The sequence below is a fragment of the Saccharopolyspora pogona genome, from assembly GCF_014697215.1.
GTDB classification, from domain to species: Bacteria; Actinomycetota; Actinomycetes; order Mycobacteriales; family Pseudonocardiaceae; genus Saccharopolyspora; species Saccharopolyspora hattusasensis.
The window spans coordinates 1,880-28,345 of record NZ_CP031142.1 but is presented as its reverse complement, the minus strand read 5'-3'; the positions used below and the strand labels follow the sequence as shown (position 1 = coordinate 28,345).

The following is a 26,466-nucleotide window of genomic DNA, read 5'->3' as shown; positions in this document are numbered from 1 at the left end:
AATCCGCCAGCTCCCGATCAGGCAGCGCACCGAGATCGACGGTCCCATCCGATCGCGCATCCCGTTCATTCAGTTCATCCCGATCAGCCCCACCCTGCTCCGATACCCCGCTCGGCACCATTGCATCCTGCTCGTCCTGCCGCCCACTTGCCTCCGCAATCCGCCCCGACCCAGCCTCCCCCGGGCCTGCATCGACTTCAGCTTCTCCTTCTTTTCCGCCAGCCTTCGCCTCGTCTCCGCCAACTCCTCCGCAGAACCAGCCAACCTAGCCACCCTGTCCCGCAACGCCCTCAGCTTGGTCTCAATGGCGGCACTCTGCGGCAATGCCTTCAACGCCTCGATTTCCGCAGACCATTTTCTCCCTCTCGACGCTCGGGCATTCAGCCTATTTTCTTCCTTTCCCTCCGTTACTATTTCCCGCCGCAAATCGAGCTCGGCCTGCTGCTCCAAAGTCAGCTGCCCCTGCTCCTCCAACAACCCCTCCAACCCCGCAATCGCGTCGGCGGCGGCGTCCTTTCCCACCCGCCTGTTCGCGTTAGCTTTCTTCCGTTGCTCCTCATGCTTCGCCACCTTCGACTCGAGCGTCGCCAGGGCCTTCTTCTCCTCCTCAGCCAGCTGCCCCCGCCCCTTCAACTCCGCGACAAGGTCGGCGGCGCCCTTCCTCGCCTCGCGGTCTTTACCTTTCTGGTTTTGCTCCTTCTGCTTCGCCACCCTCCGCTGGAACTTCGCCAGGGCCTCCACCTCCGCCTCAGTCAGCTCCTCCCGCCCCTTCAACTTCAACTCCGCAACCTGGTCGGCTTCGGCGTTTATCTTCTCGCGATAAATCTGATTATTTTTCTGGTCTTGCTGCTTCTGCTTCTGCACCTTCGGCTGGAGCTTCTCCAGTTCCTCCGCCTCCTCCGCAGTCAGCTCCTTCCGCCCCTTCAACTCCGCAACCCGGTCGGCTTCGGCCTTTCTCGTCTTGCGATAGTTCGCGGAAATTTCCGCCTTTTTCCGATTCCACTCCGCCACCTGCGGCTCGAGCTTCGCCAGCTCATCCGCATCCTCCTTAGTCAGCGGCCCCCACCCCTTCAACTCCGCAACCCGGTCGATGGCGGCCTTCCTCTCCCGGTACCGCTCCGCGTCCCTTTCCTTCTGCCCTCGTTTCGGCCCCGCCGCCTGCGCGTCCTCTGCTGCCTGATCCGCCGGCGCGGACCCAGCCCCCTGCATCGACTTCAGCTTCGCCCTATTTTCCTTCAGCCTTTCCCTCGTCTCCTTCAACTGCTCCGCAGAGCCAGCCGACTCAGCCACCTTGTCCCGCAACGCACGCAGCTGGTCCTCGACCTCGGCGCTCGGCGGCAACGCCTCCAACGCCTCGATCTCCGCATCCTCTTCTTTCAGTTTCGCTACTCGATTCGCCAGCCGTTTTGCCTCCTTTTCGTCCTTTTCTATGTCCCGCCGCAAATTGAGCTCGGTCTGCTGCTCTGAATTCAGCTTCCCCTGCTCCTCCAACTCCGCCAACTCCGCAAATGCGTCGGCGGCGGCGTCCTTTTTCGCCTTTCTAGAATTGCTGACAGCGTTCCTGTGCTTCTGCTTCCGCGGCTCCACCCTCGACTCGAGCTGCGCCAGCTCATTCGCCTCCGCCTCAGTCAGCTCCCTCCCCTCCTCCAGAGCCAACTGCCTCTGCCTCTGCAACTCCGCAACCCGGTCGGCTTCGGCCTTTCCTGCCCAGTAATTCGTCGCCTTCCGTTCCCTATCTTTCTGCCTCCGCTTCTCCACCCCCGGCTCGAGCTGCTCCAGCTCCTTCGCCTCCGCCTCAGTCAGCTCCTTCCCCTCCTCCAGAGCCAACTGCCTCAGCCTCTGCAACTCCGCAACCCGGGCGGTGGTGTCCTTCCTCACCTGGTACTGCCTCGCGTTCTTTTCCTTCTTGTTCTGCTTCTGCTGCTCCACCTTCGGCTCGAGCTGCGCCAGCTCCTCGGCCTCCTCCGAAGCCAGCTCTCTCCCCTCCTCCAGAGCCAACTGCCTCTGCCTCTGCAACTCCGCAACCCGGTCGGCTTCGGCCTTCCTCGCCTGGTACTCCCTCGTGTTCTCTTCCTTCTTGTTCTGCTTCCGCTTCTCCACCTTCGGCTCGAGCTGCGCCAGCTCCTTCGCCTCCGCCTCAGTCAGCTCCCTCCCCTCCTTCAGAGCCAACTGCCTCAGCCTCTGCAACTCCGCAACCCGGTCGGCTTCGGCCTTCCGCGCCTGGTACTGCTCCACGCCCTTTTGCTTCTGTCTCCGTGTCTGCGTTGCCGCCCGCGGGTCCTGTTGTGCTGCTTGATCCGTCGGCGCGGTTCCATCGCCCTCGCCGCCTTGATTCCCGGAAGCAACCCCAGCGGGTCCTGCCACCGTCCGCCGCTTGGACGCCCTGGAAGAACTCTCGCCGGCCTCCCGGGTCCTCTTCGTGCCCTTCGTGCCCTTCGTGCCGGCTTCGCCCGCCACCGGCCCAGACACACCGCCCCCGCGTTTGGGACCTGCCACTTCGGTGGGTAGCCCGGCGCCCCAGCCCAGGTGCCGCAGTCCGGAACCACTGGGCGGCAGCACCACCTCCCGATCCGGTCCCACCCCCGACACCGGAATCACCCACATCCCGGCCACCGCGGAAACATCAGCTTTCGCAACGGGCTCCCCCGTCTGCGGATCCAGCAGATCCACCCGCCCTTGCCGATCGCGGTCGCCTGCATGCACCGCAGCGATCACATGCGCACTACCGTCCGCTCGCTGGTAAATCACCGGCACAGCCACACCCACCGGCCCGCTCCCCACATACCGCTCAAGCTCAGCCACACCATCCACCCGCCGGGGCTCCCGACCCAACGCCACCACCAACCGAGCCGGATCCCGATCAGCACCAGCCGGCCCCGCCACAAACTGCCGGTTGAACTTCAAAGAATTATGGAACGCCACAAACGCCTCCTGGCAATTCACCTGGAAACGCACATCACCAGAGAGGTAATTGGCCTGGTTCGCCCCCTTCAGGAACCGATACCCAGCCCCCAACTCACTCCCGCCGATCGCCTGCGCATCCTGCGGCAGGCCGGCGTCGTGCAACGCCCTCTCCTCCGCCGGCACCGCACCCAAGCTCGACCACGGCCGCACCGGCGCTGTTCCCGACGCCGCCGCACCAGCCGGAACACCAGCCGAGGCCTCCGCCAGACCGGCCAGGCCCCCACCAGCAAACCCCTCCGCCGGCGCTGTTCCCACCGGCGCTGTTCCCGACGTCGCGGCACCCTCCGGCACATGCGGGTTCTCCGTTCCGCGTGCGGGCCAGTACCGATACGCCTCCGCGGGTTCGCCATACAGTCTGGTCCTGGAGTCCGTCAACGCCTCGCCCAGATCAGCCTTACCAGTAAACTCACCGAACGGGTTCTCGTCGGTGAGTTCCATCCACCCACCGTTGCTGGGACGGAAGTGAACACGACCGGTTTGATCCGTCTCGTAAACACCGGCGAGCAGACGACCGTCCGGGGTCTTGTACACCTCCTGCACCGTCGCCAACACCGGTCCTTCAACGACCGCGAGCACCTCCGCCAGCAACGCAGCGGGAGCACCGGGAATCGCCAGCAACGTCCACAGATCGTTCCCCCGCCCGACCATGCGCTTTTCGAGCAACCCGGCGAAACTTTCGAAATCGATAACGCCATTCCGGAGGAGAATCCCGTTACCGTCCGGCGCCAACCGGGCCACGACGAGACTCGCGTACTTGTACAACTGGTACGAGTACGCCTCGGCGACGACCTGCGCCTTCGAAACATCCGGGCCCGGGAACAACACCGACTGTTCGGGCAGGCCCACGACCAGCGCCGAATGACCGGCATCGTCACCAGTCAACTTCCACGGCCGTGTCCAGGCGAAAAGCTGCACCACCTGCGCCTGCGCGGACTCGCTCAACGGCAACAACTCCAGGAACTCCGCCAGCTTCTCCAGCCAGGCCCCCTCATTCCTGGACTGGTCGTCATAACCCAGCAGATCCGGATCACCCATCAACCGATCCAGCTCCCGGTAGATCGCCGGATCGGTACCGGCCAGCATGATCGCCGCGCTCAACTCGGCACGCACCTGCCACAACCCGGGATTCCTGGTCAGCTCACCCGCGTCCCCAGCCCAAAGCCGGAACTCCAACCGATCGCCCTCGGCCCCAAAAGCCTCAACACGCACCGCACGATACTTGTCGTCCGGGTCGTGAACGGGATAGTACGAGTCGGCATTCCCACCATCTTCGTCCACTGTGTACGGATCCGACGGGAGCGGAATCGGCCCCGCATACCCGCCCTCACGCTGCTTCGACCCATCGCCGCCCGCAACGTTGCCCAACCGGAAAAGCAACGCCTCGAAGACCTTCGCGACCTGCGCCACACGCACGTGCTGCCGGGGGGTCAACGGCCAGTCGAAACTGACATTGATATGCCCCCCTGACTCCGAACCATAACCACCCTGCCGCCGTGCCGCGCTCAGCAACTTCTCCATGCTGGGCCACACACCGTCACCACGGTCATTACGCAGGACCGGCGATGTCGCCTCCACCTCGAAAGGCTTCGACTCCTTGAGCAACACCCACTTACCGCCGGCCGCGATCGCCGCGGCGTCCTTCTTGAAAACCAGCTTCGAACCATGGGCCGTCCGCCAATCCACCAGCCCCTCTCGTTCGAGCTCCGCCCCCAGACTGTCGACCCGCGCACCGAAATTATCGCCCGGGAGCTTGAACTCGACCTCGACCCCCAGACGCACATCCGGCCGGGAACTCACCCCACCCGGCACACCATCCCCGAAATACGTGACCGGAACACGCCCCTGCGCAATCGCGTGCTTCGCCCGCACATACACCTCACTCACCTTCGCCCGGCGAGCATTGCGCAACTTCATCTCCGCCGCCTGCATCGCCCCCAACCTCGACTCAACCGTCTGCAACTGCGCCGGAGTCCACTGCCCCTGCCGCACCCACTGCTTCGCGGTCTCGACATTCGCACGCACACGATTCGGATTGAATTCCGGCGGCATCGCCCGCAAATGCCGCTCCATCCGACCCGTCACCTCAGCCAACGTCACAATCACAGCCGGCACGAATCCCGCAGCCCGCCCCTCCCCCAACTCACCCACGTGCTCCCCCAACTCACCCACGTGTTCCCCGGCCGGTTCACCCTCGTCACCCACCATCCCCGCCAACTCCGCCCGCAACCCCTCGACACGCCCCCGCGTCGCCTCCCAATCCAACCGCACCCACTGATCAACCATCGGCAACGCCGCCAAATCCGCCCCCACAATCTCATCCCAACCCGGCACCTCCTCAAACGAAGCCAGATGAGACTCAGCCTCCTCCAACGACTCCCGCAACTGCGCAACCCGCAAATCCGGCCCCACATCACCAGCCACCCCCTGCTCCTGCTCCTGCTCCTGCTCCTGCTCCTGCTCCTGCTCCTGCTCCTGCACAGCCTCGCCCGACCCCTCCCCAGACTCACCCACGTGTTCCCCGGCCGGTTCGCCCTCGTCATCCACCATCCCGGCCAACTCCGCCCGCAACGCCTCGACACGCCCCCGCGCCTCCTCCCAGCCCTCCCGCAAACCCTGATCGACCATCGGCAACGCCGCCAAATCCGCCCCCACAATCCCATCCCAACCCGGCAACACCTCAAACGAAGCCAGATCAGACTCAGCCTCCTCCAACGACTCCCGCAACGCCTCCACGCCCGCAATCCGCCCCGACCCAGCCTCCCCCCGGGCCTCCATCGACTTCAGCACCGCCCTATTTTTCTTCAGCCTTTCCCGCGTCTCCTTCAACTGCTCCGCATAGCCAGCCAAGCTAGCCACCTTGTCCGGCAACGTACGCAGGTTGGCCTCAATCCAGGTAGTCTGCGGCGACGCCTTCAACGCCTCGATTTTCGCAACCTCATTTTTCAGTTTCGACACTCGGAACTTCAGCCGATTTTCCTCCTTTACGTCCTTTTCTATTTCCCGGCGCAAATCGAGCTCGGCCTGCTGCTCTGAATTCAGCTGCCCCTGCTCTTCCAACTCCTTCAACTCCGCAACCCGGTCGGCGGCGGCGTCCTTTCTCGCCCGCTTATACTTCGCGTTAGCTTTTCTCTGTATCTGCTTCCGCTTCGCCACCTGCGGCTCAAGCGTCTCCAGCTCCTTCGCCTCCGCCTCAGTCAGCTGCTCCCGCCCCTTCAAATCCGCAACCCGGGCGGCGCCGTCCTTTCTCGCCTGGTACTCCCTCGCGTGACCTTTCCTCTGCTTCTGCTCCCACTTCGCCACCTTCGGCTCAAGCGTCTCCAACTCCTTCGCCTCCGCCTCAGTCAGCTGCTCCCGCCCCTTCAAATCCGCAACCCGGTCGATGACCGCCTTGCTCGCCCGGTACCGCTCCGCGTTCCGTTCCCGCTCCGCCGCCCGCGGGTCCTGCTGTGCTGTCTGATCCGTCAGCGTGGACCCATCGCCCTCGCCACCTTGATTCCCCGCAGCACCCGACTGCGAAGGCCCATCGCTGGTGTGCCGACCCGTTCCCAACCCCGCCGCGGACTCCCCCGAACGCCCCGCCTCATCGGACGACGATGCCGCAGCCCGCCCCTCCCCACCCGAATCCCCCATCACCTCATCAAACGACGCACCAAGATCAACGCCCCCATCCGACCACGCGTCCCAATCATCGTGTTCGCCCCGATCAGCCCCAGCCGACTCCGAACCCCCACTCGGCACCATTGCATCCTGCTCGTCCTGCTGCCCACTTGCCCCCACGCCCGCATTCAGCCCCGACCCAGCCGCCGCCCGCGCCTGCATTGACTTCAGCGCCGCCTTATTTTTCTTCAGCCTTTCCCGCGTCTCCTTCAACTGCTCCGTAGAACCAGCCAAGCTAGCCACCTTGTCCCGCAACGCACGCAACCTGCCCTGATCAGCCTCGGTCGGCTGCCGCGACGCCTCCAACGCCTCGATTTCCGCAGTCGATTTTTTCTCTCTCTGCACTCGGAATTTCAGGCTATTTTCTTTCGTTTCGTCCGTTGCTATTTCCCGCCGCAAATCGAGCTCGGCCCGCCCCTCCGAAGTCAGCAGCCCCTGCTCCTCCAACCCCTCCAACCCCGCAATCGCGTCGGCGGCGGCGACCTTTCCCGCCCGGACGCGATCCTGCCTCCCTCTGTTAATCCTGCCTTTATTATTCCGGTAATACCCTGCATTATAATCTGCTATATCATCCTTATTGTCCTGGTAATATTTCGTGGTATTTCTATTGATTCTCTCCTTGTTCTTCTTGTAATATGCGGCGGATATTTTCTTTTTCTTATCCTTGTTCGTCTGTTCCTGCGGCGTCGGCTCCCCGCCGCCTTGACTCCCGGAATCGACCCCAGCAGCGGTTGATCCCACCTTCCGCCGCTTGGCCCCCCCGGAACTCTCGCCAGCCTCTTCCCGCGTCCTCTTCGTGCCGGCTTCGCCCGCCACCGGCCCAGACACACCAGGCTGACTGTTCGGACCCGCCACATCGGTGGGCAGCCCAGCCCCCCAACCCGCGCGCCGCAGCTTGGAACCACCTGCCGGCAACACCACCGGCGGATCCGGATCCGGTTCCACCTCCGCCATCGGAATCACCCACATCCGGGTCGCAGCCAGGACATCATCCCTCTCAGCGACCTCCCCCTTCTGCGGATCCAGCAGAAGGACCACCTCTTTCCCATCGCGGTCTCGTTCATGCACCGCGGCGATCACATGCGCAGTACGATCCGCTCGCTGGTAAATCACCGGCGCAGCAACACCCACCGGCCCGCTCCCCAAATACCACTCAAGCCCAGCCACACCATCCACCCGCCGGGCCTCCCGACCGAACGCCACCACCAACCGAGCCGGATCCCGATCATCACCAGCCGGCCCCGCCACAAACTGCTGGTTGAACTTCAGAGAATTATGAAACGCCACAAACGCTTCCTGGCAATTCACCCGAAAACGCATATCACCAGAGAGATAATTGGCCCGGTTCGCCCCCTTCAGGAACCGATACCCAGCCCCCAACTCACCCGCCACCAGCCCCGCGGGCTTCACACGCCCCGGCAACCCCTTATCCACAACCGCCTCGCCAGTAAGCAGCCCATCCCATTCGCCGGCAAACAACCCGCCGTCGTTATAGTCACGGAGGAACGCAGCGAAATCATTGCCCCCCTCCCTAACCCTCGCCCCTACATCACCCACGCCCTCCCCGGCCTCCTTGAACGCGGGCAGCTCGGTCGCGACAAAATCCGCATAAACAGCCGCCCCCAACACCGCTTCCGCCGCCGCACCCGCTTCCCGCGACACATCTGAATCAGCCACCGTCTGATCAAGCCGCGCACCGAGATCGAAGTCAGCCAACCCCGGGCCACGGTCGTCCTGCTGAGCCCCAGTCCACTCCGATACCCCGTCCGGCCCCGCAACCCGCTCATCCCGCCCTACCACCGAGACCCCACTCACCCCGGTCTCCATCACCTCCCCTTCCTGCTTCCGCTCCGCCACTTTCTGCTGGAGCTCCCCCAGCTCGTCCGCCTCCGCCGACGTCAGCGACCTCTGCGTCTTCAACTCCTCCAACTCCGCAACCCGGGCAGCCTCTTCCTTCCTTTCCCCCTTCCGCTCCGCCTCCCTTTCCTTCCTTCTCCGTTTCCGCTCCGCCGCCGGCTCGTCCTGCTGTGCTGCCTGATCCGTCGACGTGAGCACCCCACTCTCGCCGTCACCCGGATTCCCGGAATCATCCCCCCTGTCCCCGGCTACTACCCCAGCATCCGCCACACCTTCCACCGCATCCTGCTCACCCGTCAACGCCTCATCACGCCACGCATCGGCATCGGCGTCAGCCAACTCCGCGTTCTGATCACCCTGCCCAGCCCCATTCCACTCCGCGATCTCACCGTCCCCAAACTCCCCCACCTCACCCCGCACCATCGCATCCTGCTGCCCACTTGCCTCCAAGCCCGCAATCCGCCCCGACCCAGCCTCCCCCGGGGCCTGCATCGACTTCAGCTTCGTCCTGTTTTCGCTCAGCCTTTTGTTCGTGTCCGCCAGCTGCTCCTTAAGATCAGCCAACTTATTCACCTGGTCGCGCAACGTACGCAGCCTGCGTTGCTCAGCCCGGGTCGGCCGCGGCGACTTCTCCAACGCCTGGATATCCGCAGCCCACTCGTCAGCCCGTTTTTTCGTACCATATACCCGCTGCCTCAGCGAATGGACCTTCTTTCGGTCGGCCTCTACTTCCTGCCACAAATCGAGCTCGGCCTGCTGATCCGAATTTCGCTCGGACAATGCCGACAACTTCGCAATCATCTTCGCGGGCCGCCGACGGCGGTCCGCGTGGTTTCTGTTAATCTCATCCTTATTATTCTGATAATAATCCGCGACGAGCTGCTTAACCTTGTCCGGATTTTTTCGGACGTAGTCCGCGTTTTTGCCCTTAAACTTGTCCTTGTTATTCTGATAATACTCCGCGTTTTCTTTCTTTTTCTCAGCAGCGGTTACTTTCCCCTTGTGCCGCTTGGACGCCCCAGAACTTTCACCTGTCTCCTCCCGCCTCCTCTTCACAGACTGCCGCTTCGGACCTGTTACCTCTGTGGGCAGCCCAGCCCCCCAGCCCTGGCGCCGCAGCTCGGGACCGTCTGCTGGTAACGCCACTGGCGCCTCCGGTTCCGTCTCCGGGTCTTTGAGCGTTTGTGCGTTGTCCGAAGTTGACGCGTTGCGTACTGGATCGCCGTTCGTAGGGGACACACCGTCGGTAGGGGACACACCGTCGGTAGGGGACACACTGTCCGGGTTCGGTTGTTCTTCCTGGATCGGTTCCAGCTCCGGTTTGGCCGTCGCGTGTGACGACCCCGGCCGGGCAGATTTTCCGGGACCGTTGTCCGGCGTCCGAACCGTCCTGGCCGTATCCGGTTTCACACCCGGGCGCACCGATGCGCTCCGAGCGGTCTGGAACTCGTGTGCCAAGTTCCGCGACAACTCGTCAGCCAGCCGCTGGTCGTCCTGTGACAACGGACGCGCCAACACTGCCGCCATATCGTTGCGCAACGCCAGAAGCTCATCCGCCGTCCGGCCGTCCAGAGCACGGAAATCATGGTCCCTGGCCAGGACCATCTCCGCCCGCCACCGCAACCACTCCTGCTCCAGCGCACCGAGCTTGCTGAACACCGGCCTCGACCGTTCCGCCTCACCCCGCAAGTCCTCACGCGTCCACCCAAGACCGTCCGGACTCACCCCGGATACCGCGGGATCACGCACGACCGGGCCCGGCTCCACCCAGACCTCCACCCGCGTCGGTCCCCCGGCGTGCAGGAACTGCGGCGCCGCCACCAGCCCGACATCACCGGGCCTGAAACGGGCATCGCGGGGCAGGTCACTCTGCGCAAGGTCAAGCATGCGACGCAGATCGTGCGCGACCAAAGAGAAATCATGCACGGCCCGCGGCACGCCACCGGCCTTACCATCAAGATCGCCCCGCACAACGTAACGGACACGGGGCCGGCGTCCCTCCCGCACCGCAGCGACGGCCTTCTGCGCCACCCGATACAAGCCCAGACGGTTATCTGGCCGCACCCGGGCATCCTCCCGGATGGTCAGGCTCGCATCACTGGGAGCACCCGCCAGCGCGGGATCGGTACGGGCATGGGCAAGTTGCGTCTCGTAATGCCGCTTGGCCTGCCACCACTTCTCTTCCGCGTCCCGTGCACGCGTATCCGCCTCGTCCCAAACCTGCTGCGCCCTCTCCCTACGATCCGCCGCAGCCAGCCGCTCCCCACCATCAGCCCGCGCTTCAGCCTGCGTGGCCTGCGACAACTCGAAACCCGCGGCGCGTTGCCGGTCACTCGCGGAAGCCCATTCCCGGTCCCGCTCAGCGAACTCCCTCGTCGCGGCCACCAACCCCGCCGGCAACTCCCCACCACGATCGCTACGGCGGATCACATAACCCGCCCCGAACTTGGCACTGACACCGGCCCGCCGCTTACCGATGCTGTGCTCAGCCGGAGTAGCCAGCATGCGGAACTCCGCGCCGTGCAGCCAGGTACTGGTGATGTCCTTCAACGACGAACCCGCACCCTCGCTGGGAATCGATTCACGCTCCGACTCCGATCCCGCCTGGTGTTCGGTTTCGGACTCATGCCCGCCACGGGAGATGAGCGGAATGTTCCAGTCACCACCCTGACCGAACTCGTGACGGCCCTCCTCGTAAGTCTTCGCACCCTCAGGATGCGACACACCCCCAGCGAAAAACGGTGTGGCGAGAACGGCATGCCCGCTGCCCGAACCGGTCTCCTTCTCCTCCGCTGAACGATCACTCGACGAACCATCCAGCTTGATTCGCCCACTCGTCGAGGAAAGCGCACCCCGATCCGGAATCTTCACATCCAGATCAAGGTTCACACCCAGCTCAGGCGGCAACTCCACCGGCACAGTCTTGGGTTTCGGATCCGTCAACGGGCCCAGCAGCGCCTCCAAACGATGCGGGGTGAACCACCCCCGCAAACTCCGCCGCGCCTCCGCCGTCACCGAACCCCCCGCCGAAGTGATCGCTTCCTCCGCCGCGGCGACCAGATCCCCGGCACGCCCCCGGAACTCCACCGCCCGGAACTCCTCGGCACTGGGCAAAACCTCAGCGTCCTGATCAGACTTCCAGCCCTGGATGGCCTCGTCCGTCACCTGCGACACCGTCAGACCAGTAATCTCAGCCACACCAGACCGCTGAGCCAAATCCTCAGGCAGAGTGTCCTCCACCGCCGTACTCACCCCGACCATGCGAACGTCCGGGCCCGCGGCGATCCGCTCCCCCTGACGCTCGATACGCACATCGAAAAGCACCTCCGCACGATGCGAAGCCAACGCACCCGAAACCGTCTCCGAACTCGAATAACTCGCGGTCGCAGTCTGCGTACGACTACGGACCTGCTTCAGCCACTCGGCGACGTGGATGAACCCCAAGCCCAACCTGCCGTAGGGCGGCCCGTGCTGCGGAATCGACTCGCCACCCGCCGACCCGACTCCACCCGGGGAATCGGACCCGTGCATCACCACACCCGGGACCGCACCCGACATCACCTCAAGGAAAACCGTGGTAAGGCTACGGATCTTGTTTACGGCGATAGACGCCACACTGGCCGCCGCAAGCCCACCATGCTTGACCCCTTCCACCTCCGGCTCACCCAAAAGCTCAGCCCCCACATGAAGCTCGTAAGTGTGCCCCTTCCAGCGGCCTTCCCACCGCAGCTGTGTGCTGGCCCCCCCATTCGCGAGATCACCGAGCTTGGCCTGCACATTGGACAAAAACTGCTCAGCCGTACGATCATTACCCAAAGGCGTGCCCTGCGCGGAAACCGGCAGCAACCAATCAGCCGCGTCAGGACCGAGTTCCGGTCGCTCGGAAATCTGCTTGCGCAGCACCGGAATCCGGTCACTCAAATCCACCGGCTCGGTAACCCCCCGACTCCAGGACGGGCTGGCCAGCGTGTGCCCGGCGGGAACCTTCGCCACGTCCGCAGGCGAGTCCACCGCTTCGGTGGAAATCACCACCGGTTCCTTGCCGGCTTCGCGTGCTCGCTGCGCCTCGAACTCGGCCTGCCTGGTCTTGATCTCCTGCAGTTGCCGGTCGTCCACCCACACCGTCGTCGACGCAGGCAGCGTGAACCGCTCGGCGGAACGGGCGAGCGGCTTGCCCTTGAACAACCCGATTTTGTCGATCTTGCCCACGGTCTTCACCTCGGCGCCGACGGTAGCCTCGAGGTCCACCGTGACCAGGTGAAGTTCCCGCGGTGTACCCATCTCCGACCGGGTGAGGGCGCTGTCACTCGCATGTCCCCGTTCCCGCCGGTAGCTACCCGCCCCCGGGACCCACTCCTGGATCGCCAAACTCGATATGACGCCAGTGTGTTCATCCACCGGCACCATCGCGGGCTCGATGGAATTCGACCAGAAGAAAGTCCCGGCCTTGCTGCTGCCCGTGGCGCGCCCACCAGTCACCGACCGCGTCGGCTGCTCCCAGACCTTGACCGGATTACCATCACCATCCAGCACCGGCTCGGGATTGCGCATCATGAACGAATACTCGACCACACCATGCTGATCCCGGCGGCGCTTCTCCACCGACAGACCGTCCACCCGGAACTTCTTACTGAAAGCACGCGCAGTCGCCCGCACCTCATGTAGCGAAATCCCGCGATCGATCAGGTTCGCATTACCGCCCAGTTCCCACACCGAATGCCCGGAAAGTTCCCGCAACTGCCGATACGCCGATTCCCGAAGATGCTTCAGACCATGCAGCGACACCACCGGCATACCATCGAAAACCCGGGACAGACCCTGCCGCATCGTCTCATCATCATAAGACACCACAGTCCGCTCAACGGGTTCCACGGCAGCGGCACGCAACTCCTCCAACTCGGCCTTGAGCTGATCGGCCTGCCACGCAGGCAGCTCCACAACGATGTCGGTCTCCACCACACCCGGATCCCGGCCCTCCGCCTGGGCCGACGCATCCACCATCGGCAACGGGTCAACCGCCGGCGTGTGCATCCCCGGCCTGCCGATCGTCACACCCTTGACCAGCTGGTTCCATTCCTGCCAATGCGTCCCCGACGCCGTGTACCGCACCCGGAAAGCCAGCCGCTTACGCGGCTGCGTGCCCACACCACCCGTGGCCGGCTCCTTGCCCCGATCCCCGCCGAAGGACAACGAGGTGTACTCCCCCACCTCCGAGGACTTGCTCCGGTCGAAACCGAACTTGTGATAACTGGTGACAAGAGAGAAATTACCGGCCACCGCCGAGTAGACACGGCCCACGAAACCGCCCCCGGCCCTCCACGAAACGCCCCTGCTCTGCTTGGCCGACTCCGATTCCGACATCGTCACCCCAGCATCGGCCTCGTCGACCGCACCCAAATCCCGGACCTCGCCCACCACCTCCGCCGCCACCTTCAACGACACGTGATAGTCGTGTCCCCGACCATGCTCGACCATCTCGACCGACGCGGCCTGATCGGTGAGCATGTCCTCGACCACCCGCGGTGACGACAAATGGCTACCCGCCAGCGAACCATCGATCTCATGACCCCGCGCCAGCTGCTCCCCAGCCTTGCCCGAGATTCCCTTGCCCAGCTTCGGGTCATCAAAATCGGCCACGAGATCGGTATCCCGCCAAGACCACCGGTGATGCCCCGGAATCTTATGCGCCGAGTCCCGAAGGATCCTGGCCAGCTTCGCCCCCGCACCACTGGACTCCAACGCCGCACTCGTGATGCCGGCCACACGATCCGGGAGCGGCCGGCCATCCTCACCCAGCAGACCCGCCTCCCGCGCGGACTCCGACGGCGTCCAGTGCACACCATCAATGGCGTCATGGAACGTGATCGGGGACCGACCCGGCAAGCTGACCTGCAGGTCGTCAACAGTGCGATAACGAACGATCTGGACCTTGCGGGCAACGGTGTCGCCGGCCTTCCCCGAGGCCGCGAACTCCTTGTCATGGCTGCGACCGGCACCGGCCGCGACAAAAGGCCCTGCCGCCGCGGTGACCACCCCGACATCCACACCAGGCCCCGCCGCCCCCGAACCCTCACCCGCACGCCCCGAACCGTGAACGTTCACCGTTTCAGCGCCGCCCTCGAAAGCCGACTCCCACGGCGCGTCATCGATCGTCTCCAGATAAGCGACCCGCCTGGAGACCGCCCGCATCCGCACACCCTGAGTACGGCTTGAGAACAAACGCTTGAACGGGTTACCCGAGCGCAGCGCCGTCTCCAACGTAACCCAGCCCCGATCGGTGGCTGCTGCTTGCTCACTCACCCGCATATCCGGCAACATCCGCTCGACATTGCCCTGGCCCAGAAACTTCCGCAGAGCTTTCCGCGAGTCCTTGTCCAGCGACCCAAACTGCGCCGCCACCTGATCATAAATACGCGGCGGCTGCCCGGACTTCGTCTTCGCCCGCAACGGTTTGCCCCGATACCGACCACGCGTCGACCCCCGGAACGTAGCACCCTCCAGCACCGAAGCAGGCAACTCCCGCGGCATCGGCACAACACGTTCACGCGTAGTCGGCCGCAAACCCGTGGGCACACTCAACGTGGTGCCCACCGGGTCGGTGTCAGGACGATCACGCCCACCGACGACCGTGACAGGACCAATGCTGTGCCCATCCTCATCAACCCGGGAAACCCGGAACGTCACCGGCACGAACACCGACCGCGCACCCGCATATTCACTGTCACCACCCGGCGTCGCACGCTCCGGCAACCCGATACGCATCGACCGACTATGCGTATCGGTGCGGCTCGTAGAACGATGAGAGGCCAAACCAGTCGGCACATCAACAGCACCCAAAGCGAAAAGACCCGGCACAGCAGGCACAAAGAACAACTGCCGGAAGCGCGGCCGATGACCCGACCCACTCGCCGCGCCCGCCTTATGATCCGCTGCCCAGGCCGCCGACTGCTCGGTAGCATTCCCCTCCACCGCTTCGCTGCCCCTCAAGTCGAACTCGGCCTGCACCCGCACCGCCACACCACCGACCTCAAACTCCCTACCGCCGAAGCGCTCCTCGCGGTACTCCTGGAGGCCCCCACCCAGCAAGCTGCCGATCTCGTTGAGCACGGCATACTCCACCTCGTCGATACCGACCGGATCAGTGCCCTCCGGCACCAAACCCTTCACAGCCTCGATCACCTGATCCGCCCCCACCGTCTGGGCAATCTGCCGCGCCGGACCCAACGAATCGCTACGCCGGAGATAACCAGGAACCCGCAACCGAGAACTGTCCTGGCCGGCATCAACACCATCGACCCGCACCCGAGAATCCGCCGGCTGGTTCAGTGGCTCGCTGTCGTTGGACGAATCGCTTGGCCGTTCGATCCGATCCGTTCCATCGGACTGCTCGGTCAGGCTGGTCTCGGTTCGATCGCTCTGTTCGGTTCGATCAGTTGGATCCACCAGACGGCTACTATCAACATCCGAACCAGACGATCCCCCAATCGCCCGGGCACCACCGCCAGCGGAATAATCCCTGTCCGTCCCCACACCAGGCCAAGCCTGACGACGACGCGAACCATTCTCACCAGTGGATGTGGATCCCTCCCCCTCATCGGCCGCTTCTTTGGCGACCACAGTTTCACTTGAAACTGTGCCCTCGCCCGGCAACGCTTCCTGCTTTGACCGCACCGCCACGTGGGGAACATCGCTATCCGATACGGTCTGCTTGACGGAATCACCTTCGGCCCCCCACCCCTCCGTCACACCAACCACACCACCCTGATCCTGCGAAGCAACGTCGCCTCCCGCCAAGACAGCGCCACCGTCCACAACAGACTGCTCAGCAAGCAATGTGCCCCCGGACGGCTCCCCGTCTTCGCCCAAACGACGAAGCCGCTCCAGCAACCCTTCCCGCATCTTCTCGAACTCGGCCTCATCGAAGTCAGCGTCCCACGCAGGAGCCCTCGGGCCGCCGACCTGACCAGCCGGTACCTCGCCACCGTCACCCAACGACTGGACACCGTCACCACTGACAAAGGCGATACCGGACAGCCACGAGTCGAACCCGTCCTCGGACTCCGGACTCCGGTGCCCGAACGTCCCCGCATCCCAACCACCACCGTCCAACGACTCGACACCGCCGTCACTAGCGAAGTCGCTATCGGCCCGCCACGAATCGAACCTTTCCTCGGACTCCGGACTCCGGTGCCCGAACGTCCCCGCATCCCAATTACCACCGCTCTCGGTGTCACCCACCACATCCTCGGTGTGCTCCGACCGCATAGCCTCCACGGTCTCCGACCCCGCATCGCCAGCGGACTGCGACAGCCCGTCCCCACCCGGCTCCGGCCCCGCGCCCGCACTCACAGCCATCATCGCTGTCCAAATATCGGCCAGCCTTCCCCGCACCGCTTCAACAGACTTCACAGCCTCATCCGAAGACAACAAATGATGGGCCATCACGCTCAATAACTGCGGCGAGGAATTAAGAGGCGAACCCAACACTTCAAACGCGTCCTCCAACAAAAGGGTCTCTTGCCAGTCAGGCAGCGTCGCCAACTGCGAGTTGGCGTCATCGCTAAATGCCTGCAGTTCCCGCTCCGCAGCAGCCCGACGATCAACGGCGTCGACAACGGCAGCAGACCCATCAGCAGACGAAGACCCACCCCCACCAGACAACGCCGCAGCCCGCTCCTTCGCAACCCGCTCCTTCTTACGGTCCGCAAGCCTCTTCGAAGCTGCTGCATTCCTTGCCTTCCTATCCGCCACGTCTTTCGCAATCGTGTCCAACTCCTTCCGCACCGCCGCGATACGCCCCGGCAACGCCTCCCACTCCTCCTGCCGAGCCGCATCCCACTCCCCCCGCTCCTTCAACCCCGCCAACTCCCCCTGCCGAACCTCAGCCACCTCCAGCAACACATTCAGCTGCGCAACCCGCTCCTCCTGCTCCCCCTTCTTGCGGGTCCGAAGCTTCCTCGAAGCTGCTGCATTCCTTGCCTTCCTATCCGCCACGTCTTTCGCAATCGTGTCCAACACCGCCCGCACCGTCGCGATACGCCCCGGCAACGCCTCCCACTCCCCCTGCCGAGCCGCATCCCACTCCCCCCGCTCCTTCAACCCCGCCAACTCCCCCTGCCGAGCCTCAGCCCCCTCCAGCAACATATTCAGCTGCGCAACCCGCTCCTCCCGCGCCGCCTTCTTGCGGGTCCGAAGCTTCCTCGAAGCTGCTGCTTTCCTTGCCTTCTTGTACGCCTCGTCGATCGCAAGGGGCCGTGAGTCTGCTGGGCTGTCATAGCTGCCCGGCACCGCAGCACTCGACTGAGAAGATCTGCCGGTCGTCTGCTGGCCCGAATTCCAACCCACCGCAGCCGTCAACTCATGTAGCTTCTGCTCGAACTCCAGGGTGCCCTGGAAATTTTCTGGATGACTCAACATGTAATGAGCCAACACATCCCGGAGACCGTCATCACCCCCAAAAGCTCCCACGCCCTCCTCGCGCGCCCGCATATCAGCGATCAGACCGTCTACGCCTACATCCAACCCGCCTACGTAAACTGGCCGCTCCTCGTCGCGCATCCTCTGCAACCCAGCGTTCGCGTTGGTGATCAACGCACTCAGCTCGGCTCCCGCAGCAGACTCCCGTGATCGTCCCGCTGCCTGATCCTCCGGTCGCGGAACCGCACCCGGCTCCGGTCCCGCACCCGCACTTATGTGCGTCAGCCGGCTCATTTGGCGCTGCAGTTCTACACGCAGTCGCACCGCAGCAATTCGATCATTCGGGGAAGTCAGGTACTGATGCGCCATCAGCACCCGAGCCATCTGGTATTCCCGAAGCGTCGGGCCCAAAATGCTGTCCGCGCGCGCAAACGCCTCGTCCCGCCTGTCCGAGTCAGCCCCCGCCAACTCACTCACCGCAACCCTGTAGGACTCCTGCAACGGATCAGGGTTCGTCCCACTGCCCACACTGGGCTCCGATACTCGCTCCTCAGACCGACTGGTGCGGCCCGAGCTTTCAGTGCGCTCGCCAGGGCCCGGCTCGGCATCCCGCCCAGGAGCCCTCGGGCCGTCGTCCTGACCAGCCGGTACTTCGCCATCATCGCCACCCAACGACTGGGCTCCATCGCCGCTGACAGAGTCGCTATCGCTCAGCCACGAGTCGACCCCATCCCCAGGCTCCGGACTCCGACGCCCGAACGTCCCCGCATCCCAACCATCACCCAACGACCGGGCATCATCACCGCTAAAAGAGTCGCTATCGCTCAGCCACGAGTCGACCCCGTCCTCGGACTCAACCCGACTCCGACGCCCGAACGTCCCCGCATCCCAACCATCACCCAACGACCGGGCATCATCACCGCTAACAGAATCGCCATCGACCAGCTTCGAACCAACCTCAACCTCAGGCTCCGGAGTCCGACGCCCGAACGTCCCCACATCCCAACCATCATCACCCAACGACTCGACACCATCACCACTGACAGAATCGCCATCGCCCAGCCCCGAACCAACCCCATCCCCAGGCTCCGGACTCCGGTTGCGGAACGTCCCCGCATCCCGACCACCATTCTCAACCGAAGTCAAACCCTCGGAAGCCGATTCCGGCCTGAAACCCGAGAAACCATCGGGGGTGTTGTCCGTCACAGCAGCGGTATCGGGTATGTCCGCCTTCGCGTTCAGGAAAAGCTCCCGCAGAGAACGGATCGCTGCATCCTCCGTCTGAGGACGATTCGCCAACTCCCGCCCAATGGACGCCAGCAGCCCCAGATCCAGCGACTCCGCCAACCGCTGCGCGGCAAACGTGCCATTTTTCTGCGCAGCATGGAACGCCAACGCACTCAGCACCGTCTCATACACCGGTAACGCCTGAACGAGGTCGAATTTGGCCCATCCCCCTTGCGGGGGCTGCACCCAACGCAACATCCGCAACCGCAACTGCTCCGCCTCCGCGTCCGGAAAGTCCGCCAGCCGATCTGCGGACTGAGCAAGGTCCCGAACGAGATCCTGCGGCGACTGCTGCTCAACAGGGTCGCCCCCGTCCCCTGCACCATCAGGACCAACATCACTCGCCTGATCAGCAGTCTCACGCAACGGCACATCCGGCAAAGGCGCACCGGCATCCCGAATCGCATCCGCAGCCGCAAGCGCGCTATCCCACGCCGAATCAACAGTGCTCCGGAACTCCGCAATCACACCATCAACGACCTCGGGGTCCATACCCGCATCGACCAACGCGACGATCTCGTAATCCGCCCACGCCTCGGCCACCGCCGCCGAAAACTCCGCCGAATCCGGCCGCTGGGCAAGAGCGATCCCCACTGTCTGCAACAACTCGTTGACACGGGAGTCCGACACAGTCGGCAACTCACCGACCACCGACTCCGCAAGCCTCCCGTAACGCTCATAGCCGCGAACCGGCTGATCAGCCGACGACGGCCGATCGACAAGATCGCTCCGCTCCCCACCACCAGCCGGACCTTCGGTGTACGGCGGCGCATCCACATACGACGGGGGAGGCCGCAGCAGATCCACCACGTCGGCAAGACCAGCCATGTTCTCTGAGCCGGTCAACAATTCTTCGGCAATACGCTGAGCTTGCTGGGCAGCTACGTTGATCTCCTCATTGGACACAAGCCCATGAATCAGCCGATCCGTTACCGCAACCGACAAACGCCGATACAGCCCCTCCACCTCCGGCGCCAATTCCCCAACACCGCGCGCGGGGCCGTCAAGCAACTCGCTCAGCGGCAGGTTCTCCAAGATCGCACGAGCCGTCTGCCGCACATAATTCCGGTCATCCCGGCGATCCGCGCCCTCCAACTCGTTGAACTTCGCATAATCCCTGTCCGGGAGCGCGGCGTGCCCGTACAGCTGGAAACGGTGCCAGTCCTGCTGGAAACTCTGGATGAGGTTCATCCCGTCGGTGTCGCCGATCCGCTGCAGCATGACCGACCACGGCACCAGATAACCCTCGTCAGCCGGCACCCCCACCTCCCCGTAACGGGTGTGAGTGCGCAATTGCTCGGCGAGTGCACGTACCTCCGCCAACTGCTCCCACGCATCACGGCGTGCCGCGCCACCCGCCAACTGATCGGCCAGCATGGCACGAATGCCGTCGTGGAAGAACTCCTGCGTCTCTTCAGCCACCGTGCCCGGAATCGCCGGCGGCAACGGCCCCACCATCGCCTCCGCCAACTCGTTGACAGCCGCCACCGATGCCGGGTCAGCAGACGCCTCCCACTGCTCCACTCGATCCGCAGCCGCCCCGATCCGCTCAGCCCACTGCTCCAACGCGGCATCGCCCCGCGCAGCTACTTCGTCAAAATCAAGCATCGCGACAAAGTCGTCACGAAGCTCATTGATCAAACCATCAAGATCCCGGCCGCGTGCGACTTCTCGCGCCTCCCCGCCACCCGCCAGCAGGTCGGTCACCATCGTTCGAAGCCCGTCGTGGAAGAACTGGTGCACCTCTTCAGGCATGGTGTCCGGCCTCGTCTGCGGCAGCAGAGCCACCATCGGCTCGGCAAACTCGTGGACGGTCGCTACCGATGCCGCACCGGCGGATGCCTCCCACTGCTCCACTCGATCCGCGGCCTCACCGATCCGCTCCGCCCACGTCACCATCGCGGCATCGATCCGCTCAGCCATTTCGCCGGAATCAAGCCCGGGATCGAGCAACGCACGAAAGTCGTCACGAAGCGCCGTGACCACACCGTTAGCGTCGACCCGACGCGCGATCTCCTGCTTCACCGCATATTGCACCGAGTTCCACAACTGCACCTGCTCGTCAACCAACGGGCCCCGCCCCGTAACCCCCTCCGGACGCTCACCCATCTTCTGCTCCGCTGCCGCGCCCGCCAGCCCTTCGACCTGATCATCAAACCGATCCCGAGCCAAATAACCAGCCCACCGAACCTCAAACTCATCCGCCGTACGAGACGGCACCGTCCGCTCGACGGCGTCACCGTCGGCCCGCTGCCCGTCCGTCACACCTGCGGCGACATCCTGCTGCGAAACAACGTCGCCGCCCGACCAAACAGCACCACCACCGTCCACGGCAGACTCCGCGACGGGCATCGGGTCCCCAGACGGCTCCGTGTCCTCGCTCAAACGATGAAGCCGCTCCAGCAACTCTGCCCGCACCGTCTCGTCGAAGACGCTCTCGGTGTCATCGGTCGCCGCATCATCCGACACATGCGTAGTGGACTCCGGCCGCGTGTCCCCAACGGTCTCCGACCGCCCATCGTCAGCAGACTCCTCCGGGGCGACGTGAGGAGTTTCGGACGTAGCCGTATCAATCGGCGAAGGCCCGGTGGTGGTGTCGCCGCCGACGGGCTCGTTGAGGTGGGCGGGATACACCGCCTCGCCGAGCAGCACGAAGGGGTCGTCGTCGATCTCAATCAGCTTGCTGGCGGTCTCCGGTAGTTCCACCCGGACATCGCCGTGCTGGTAAAACGCCTCCAAGGTGACCGAGTGCACCGCACCGGCGAGGTCAGGCCTCGACGCGATGAACGACACCACGGCGTTCCACAACAGATCACGCTGCGGATGCACATCGATGACCCGTCGCACGGCTGTCAGGTGCAGATCACCGTTGCGGTTGCTCAGCAAGTCGCGGGCTAGGGTTTCCACGACCGCCTTCGCCACGAACAGGGTGTCCTGTCTTCCCGAAGACAGTTGCGGTTGCGTCGCGGACTCGGGCCCCCAGCTGAGGGCGGCACCCCGCTCGATTCCCGAGATCGGCGGGAGATCGTGCCAGTCGCGATACCCGAGTAGCTGCACGAAATCGGTGAACAGCCCTGGCCCGGTCCGGAACAACACGCTGTTGCGCATCGCGTTACCGCCCGGCTGCCGGTAGTCCGCGCCAATGAATGCTTCCGGAAAAAGCTCGGCCTGCGTCGCGTCATAGTTCCGCGCCTGTAGAGCGATCCACAGCTCGGCTGCCGGGTGTCCCTTGGGCATCACCCACGCGTCGTTGTTCGGGTCTCCGCCCGCCACTCCCATGTTGACCGCGAAGGCCCTGCGGGTGTTGACGGCGCTGAACAGCCGATCGACGTCGGTCACGTGGTTGTCCGAGTCGAGATACGCCCCGCCCCAGCGCTTGAGGATCGACATCCGAACGTTGTCACTGGCTGCCGCCCAGCCTGGCCCGTCCAGCTTGAGCATTTCGGTTGCAGTCGCTTCGGCCAGATCGAACGGTGTGTCGGCGTTTGATACCTCCGCCAAGCTGACCGGGATTACGCCGCTTTCCTGTGCCCAGCGCACGAAATCCCAGACCGCGGTCAACGGATCGGCCGGATCGGTGGGCTGCCGACCAATGGCTTCCTCCACGCGAACGCGCGGAAGATTGACGAACAAGAACGTGGGGACCTGCACTGCACTGATCTGCAGGTTCTGCCGGAACGCATCCGACAGTGGCGCACCGAAGAACCATACTGAATGCACCACCTTCGGCGTTTCCAGATGGGCCGGCAATAACGCGTCGATCCCCACCGGCGCCCAGCCCATCCGCTCGCGCTCGGAGACGCTCCTGCTCATCACCGGCACGTCAGTGTGCAGTACATCCGGCCTCATGGCATCCCAGGTCGGGCGGCTCTTCCTGAGGTCCAGGTTTTCGAGCACTGCGATGCGCTGCGCGGCACTCAGATTCGAATAGTCCTCCCCGTAGTCATGCCCGCGGAGGAAGTCCGGAGCTGGTTCTGGTTTGCGCAGGTTAAACAAGTCCGGGCCGAGCGAAGACAGTCCCGAAGTGTTTGCTGAGTCGGCCGGATCTGCCGCGTCGCGGTGCAGGTCGGCAACCAACTCCTCAGGCGAGGAGTAGGGACGGTCGGAACCTGGCTGCGGCATAGGCGAATACGCCCGTTCCTGCCTCGGCGTCGCCTCCGGAAGCCCGACATCATCTCCACGGGCATCCTGCCGATCCGGGCCAGGATCTTCCTGGGCGGTTTCCCGGGGTGCTCTCTCATCAGGCCCCAACCCCGCCAGATCACGAAGCTGCTCGCGCATCCCGTCCAGCTCCGCAGGCCGCTCCGGGGAATCGTGGTTGTCGGACCGGCCCGTCGTTGGATTCACATCAGTTGGCCCTGGCGGCGCGGCAGCCTGCTCCGGCCCGGCTCCGGCGTGGATGGCCAGTCCGGTGCCCCGCGTGCCCAGCCTGTCGGCCAGTGCCTGGGAAAACTCCACGACCTGGTCCTGGTGATCATCGCCGAGTTCGTGGTGCTTGGCCGCGACGAGCGCCACCACATCCTCCAGCGACACGGCAGCATCCCCACGAGCCAGCCCCGCGATGTCATGCGTGCCCTGCACAATCCGCCGCGCCGCCGACTCGTCATCACCAGACCGGCGCCCATCCCTCGCCCGATCGATCTCCCCGCGCAGATCCGTGCCCGACCATTGCCCCACCGGCGTTCTTCCCGACGCTGCCGGACCAACCGGAACAGCAGTCGAGGCGTCCGCCAGGCCGGTCAGGCCCCCGTGCCCGCCGGCCGGCACCGCAGCAGTGGACCCGGCCAGCGGCCTAGCCGATCCATCCGTACCGAATACCGTCCACTGCGGTGTGCGCCCGCCCTGTCCCGGCGTCATCGCGACAACATCACGCCCCATACCCTGCGCCAGGGCCGAACCCTGACCAGGCGATACCACCACACCCGCAGTCGAATTGCCTGGGGACACCAGCAGCACAGGCCCGCCCGTGGAATCCGCCACACCGCCCCGCACGAACTCCGCCAACCCGCCACCAGCAACCACATTCGCGGGCACCGGCACCCGCACCGTGTCCACCGGCAAGCCCACAGGCAAGGCCGCCACCGGATCCCGATGCAGATACGGGTCCGCCTGCGACCCGTCCGCCGACGGTGTCGCCGAATCCGGCGACACCGCAGCCCCATCCACGCGATGCGAATCCCCATGCGCCGCGACCGAGTCCACATGGGAATCCGCATCGCGGCCGGTCCAGCCACCCGGCGAGGACCCACGCTCCGGAGACACCACACCACTGTCGGAGTCCACGACAGACCCGGACCTGCCAGCCTCCGGTAGCGCGGCATTCGCGGGCACACCAGAAGCATGTGGGGTCACCGCCGGTGAGTCCGGGGTCTGCGAGGTAAACACCTCCAGCGGCCGGTTCCCGGGCACATCCACACCATGCGCTCCGGGCACCGGATCGCCACCGTCAACCGGACGGTACACCGGCGGCGGCGTCCCCGATCGATCCTGCCCGGAACCCACTACCCCATCGGAATACGCCGGCGGCGGCGTCCCCGACCGGTCCTGCCCGGAACCCACCACCCCATCGGAATACCCCGGCAGCGGCGTCCCCGACCGATCCTGCCCGAAACCCACCACCCCATCGGAATACCCCGGCAGCGGCGTCCCCGACCGATCCTGCCCGAAACCCACCACCCCATCGGAATACCCCGGCAGCGGCGTCCCCGACCGATCCTGCCCGAAACCCACCACCCCATCGGAATACCCCGGCAGCGGCGTCCCCGACCGATCCTGCCCGAAACCCACTACCCCATCGGAATGTGCCGGCAGCGGTGCGCCTGGCCGGTCCTGCCTGGAACCGGGCACCTCCGGAACACCACGAGCCGGCTTCTCGCCCGGCACACTGTCATCGGCGCCCCTCTTACCGTCCGTGCCGCCCACAACAACGGCGGACACCGGAGGGGAACCGGACACCACCAGGTCATCACCAGAGGACACCGGCACCGCAACCGAATCCACCGACCCGGTATCCGATACCGAGAAAACAGAGTCCACATCAGACACATCCGAGGCATCCGAGGAATCGGAGGAATCGAACGTGTTGTCCTTGCCCGGAGAGCCAGGGGTGTTCCCTGTCTGCGACCCGGACCCTATCCCCAGCAGCGGGGTCTTCTCCTCGTCGAACCCGCCACCATCGGTGGTGGTGCCCTCACGCCGGCTGGTGTCGTCGAGGTACGGGCTCGGGCCTTCCGGGTGCAGCTTGCCCCGCAACGCCAACCCCGCCAGATTGCCCACACCGCTGAACACCGACTCGAAGAGGCCCGCTGTCACCGAGAACGGGTTCCAGGTCACTTCCTGGCCCGTGGCCGCCAGATACCCCACCTCGCCGAACAACTCGCCCAAGCCCTCGGACAACGCCTCCCCGATCCCGCTGCCGAACCGCGCCGCCCACATACCCCGCACCGACATCCCCGCATACACATCCAGATGCTCCCCCACCACATCCGCAAACTTCGCCATCGCCGACACCGGATACTTCTCAGCGTGCTCGGCCACCGCTTTCTTTGCCGCCGCCTCCAGAATCTTCTCGTCCACCTCATCGCCCAGCCCCTTCACCAGCACCTTCGTCAACGCGTTGCTGACCAGACCGCCCAGCGCCGACAACGGCAGCGACACCAACGCCGAGAACGCCCCCATTCCCGCCGCCTGCTCGGTGAGCTTCCCGTCCCACTTCTCAGCCGACTTCTCACCCAGCATCTGCAACTGGGCCTGCATATCCGGTACCACGTTGAACGCCACACCACCGGCCGCCGCCATCGCCAACCGCATAAACAACTGGCCCCACCACCGCGACAACAAAAACCGCATCACCGCCATCCGCGCCGCCAGCCACGCCATCGACGCGCCACCGGTCGCCCCCGCCCAATACACCGCCCACGCCATCTCAAACAACAACAACTCCAAACCATAAATCGTCACCAACTTCAAATACCGCACCTGCCGCGCCAGATCCCGCACGAACACCGCCAACTCCCGCAACGCCCCCTCACCCGAAGCCAGCAACCCATCGAAAATCTCCAAACCCCCCGCGAACCGGTCCGCCGCCTTTCCCGAAAACTCCGTCCGCACCTTCGCCACCAATTCCGCCAAAAACGGCCCTACCTCCCCCACCCCTACCGCACCCGACTCCAACGCATCCGCCACCGCGAACAACCCACCCTCATCCGCATCCGTCATATCCTCACCCGTCAACACCTGAAAAAGCCGCCTCACCTCCTCCGGCACCATGATCGACGAAAACAT

1 protein-coding gene is annotated in these 26,466 nt (G+C 64.6%); it reads right to left on the bottom strand.

Annotated features, from left to right (window positions below; translation table 11 throughout):
- Positions 1-69 precede the first annotated feature (69 nt).
- Positions 70-26,466, bottom strand: a complete 26,397-nt coding sequence (locus DL519_RS00015) for a hypothetical protein (protein ID WP_190824586.1) — start codon at positions 26,464-26,466, stop codon at positions 70-72.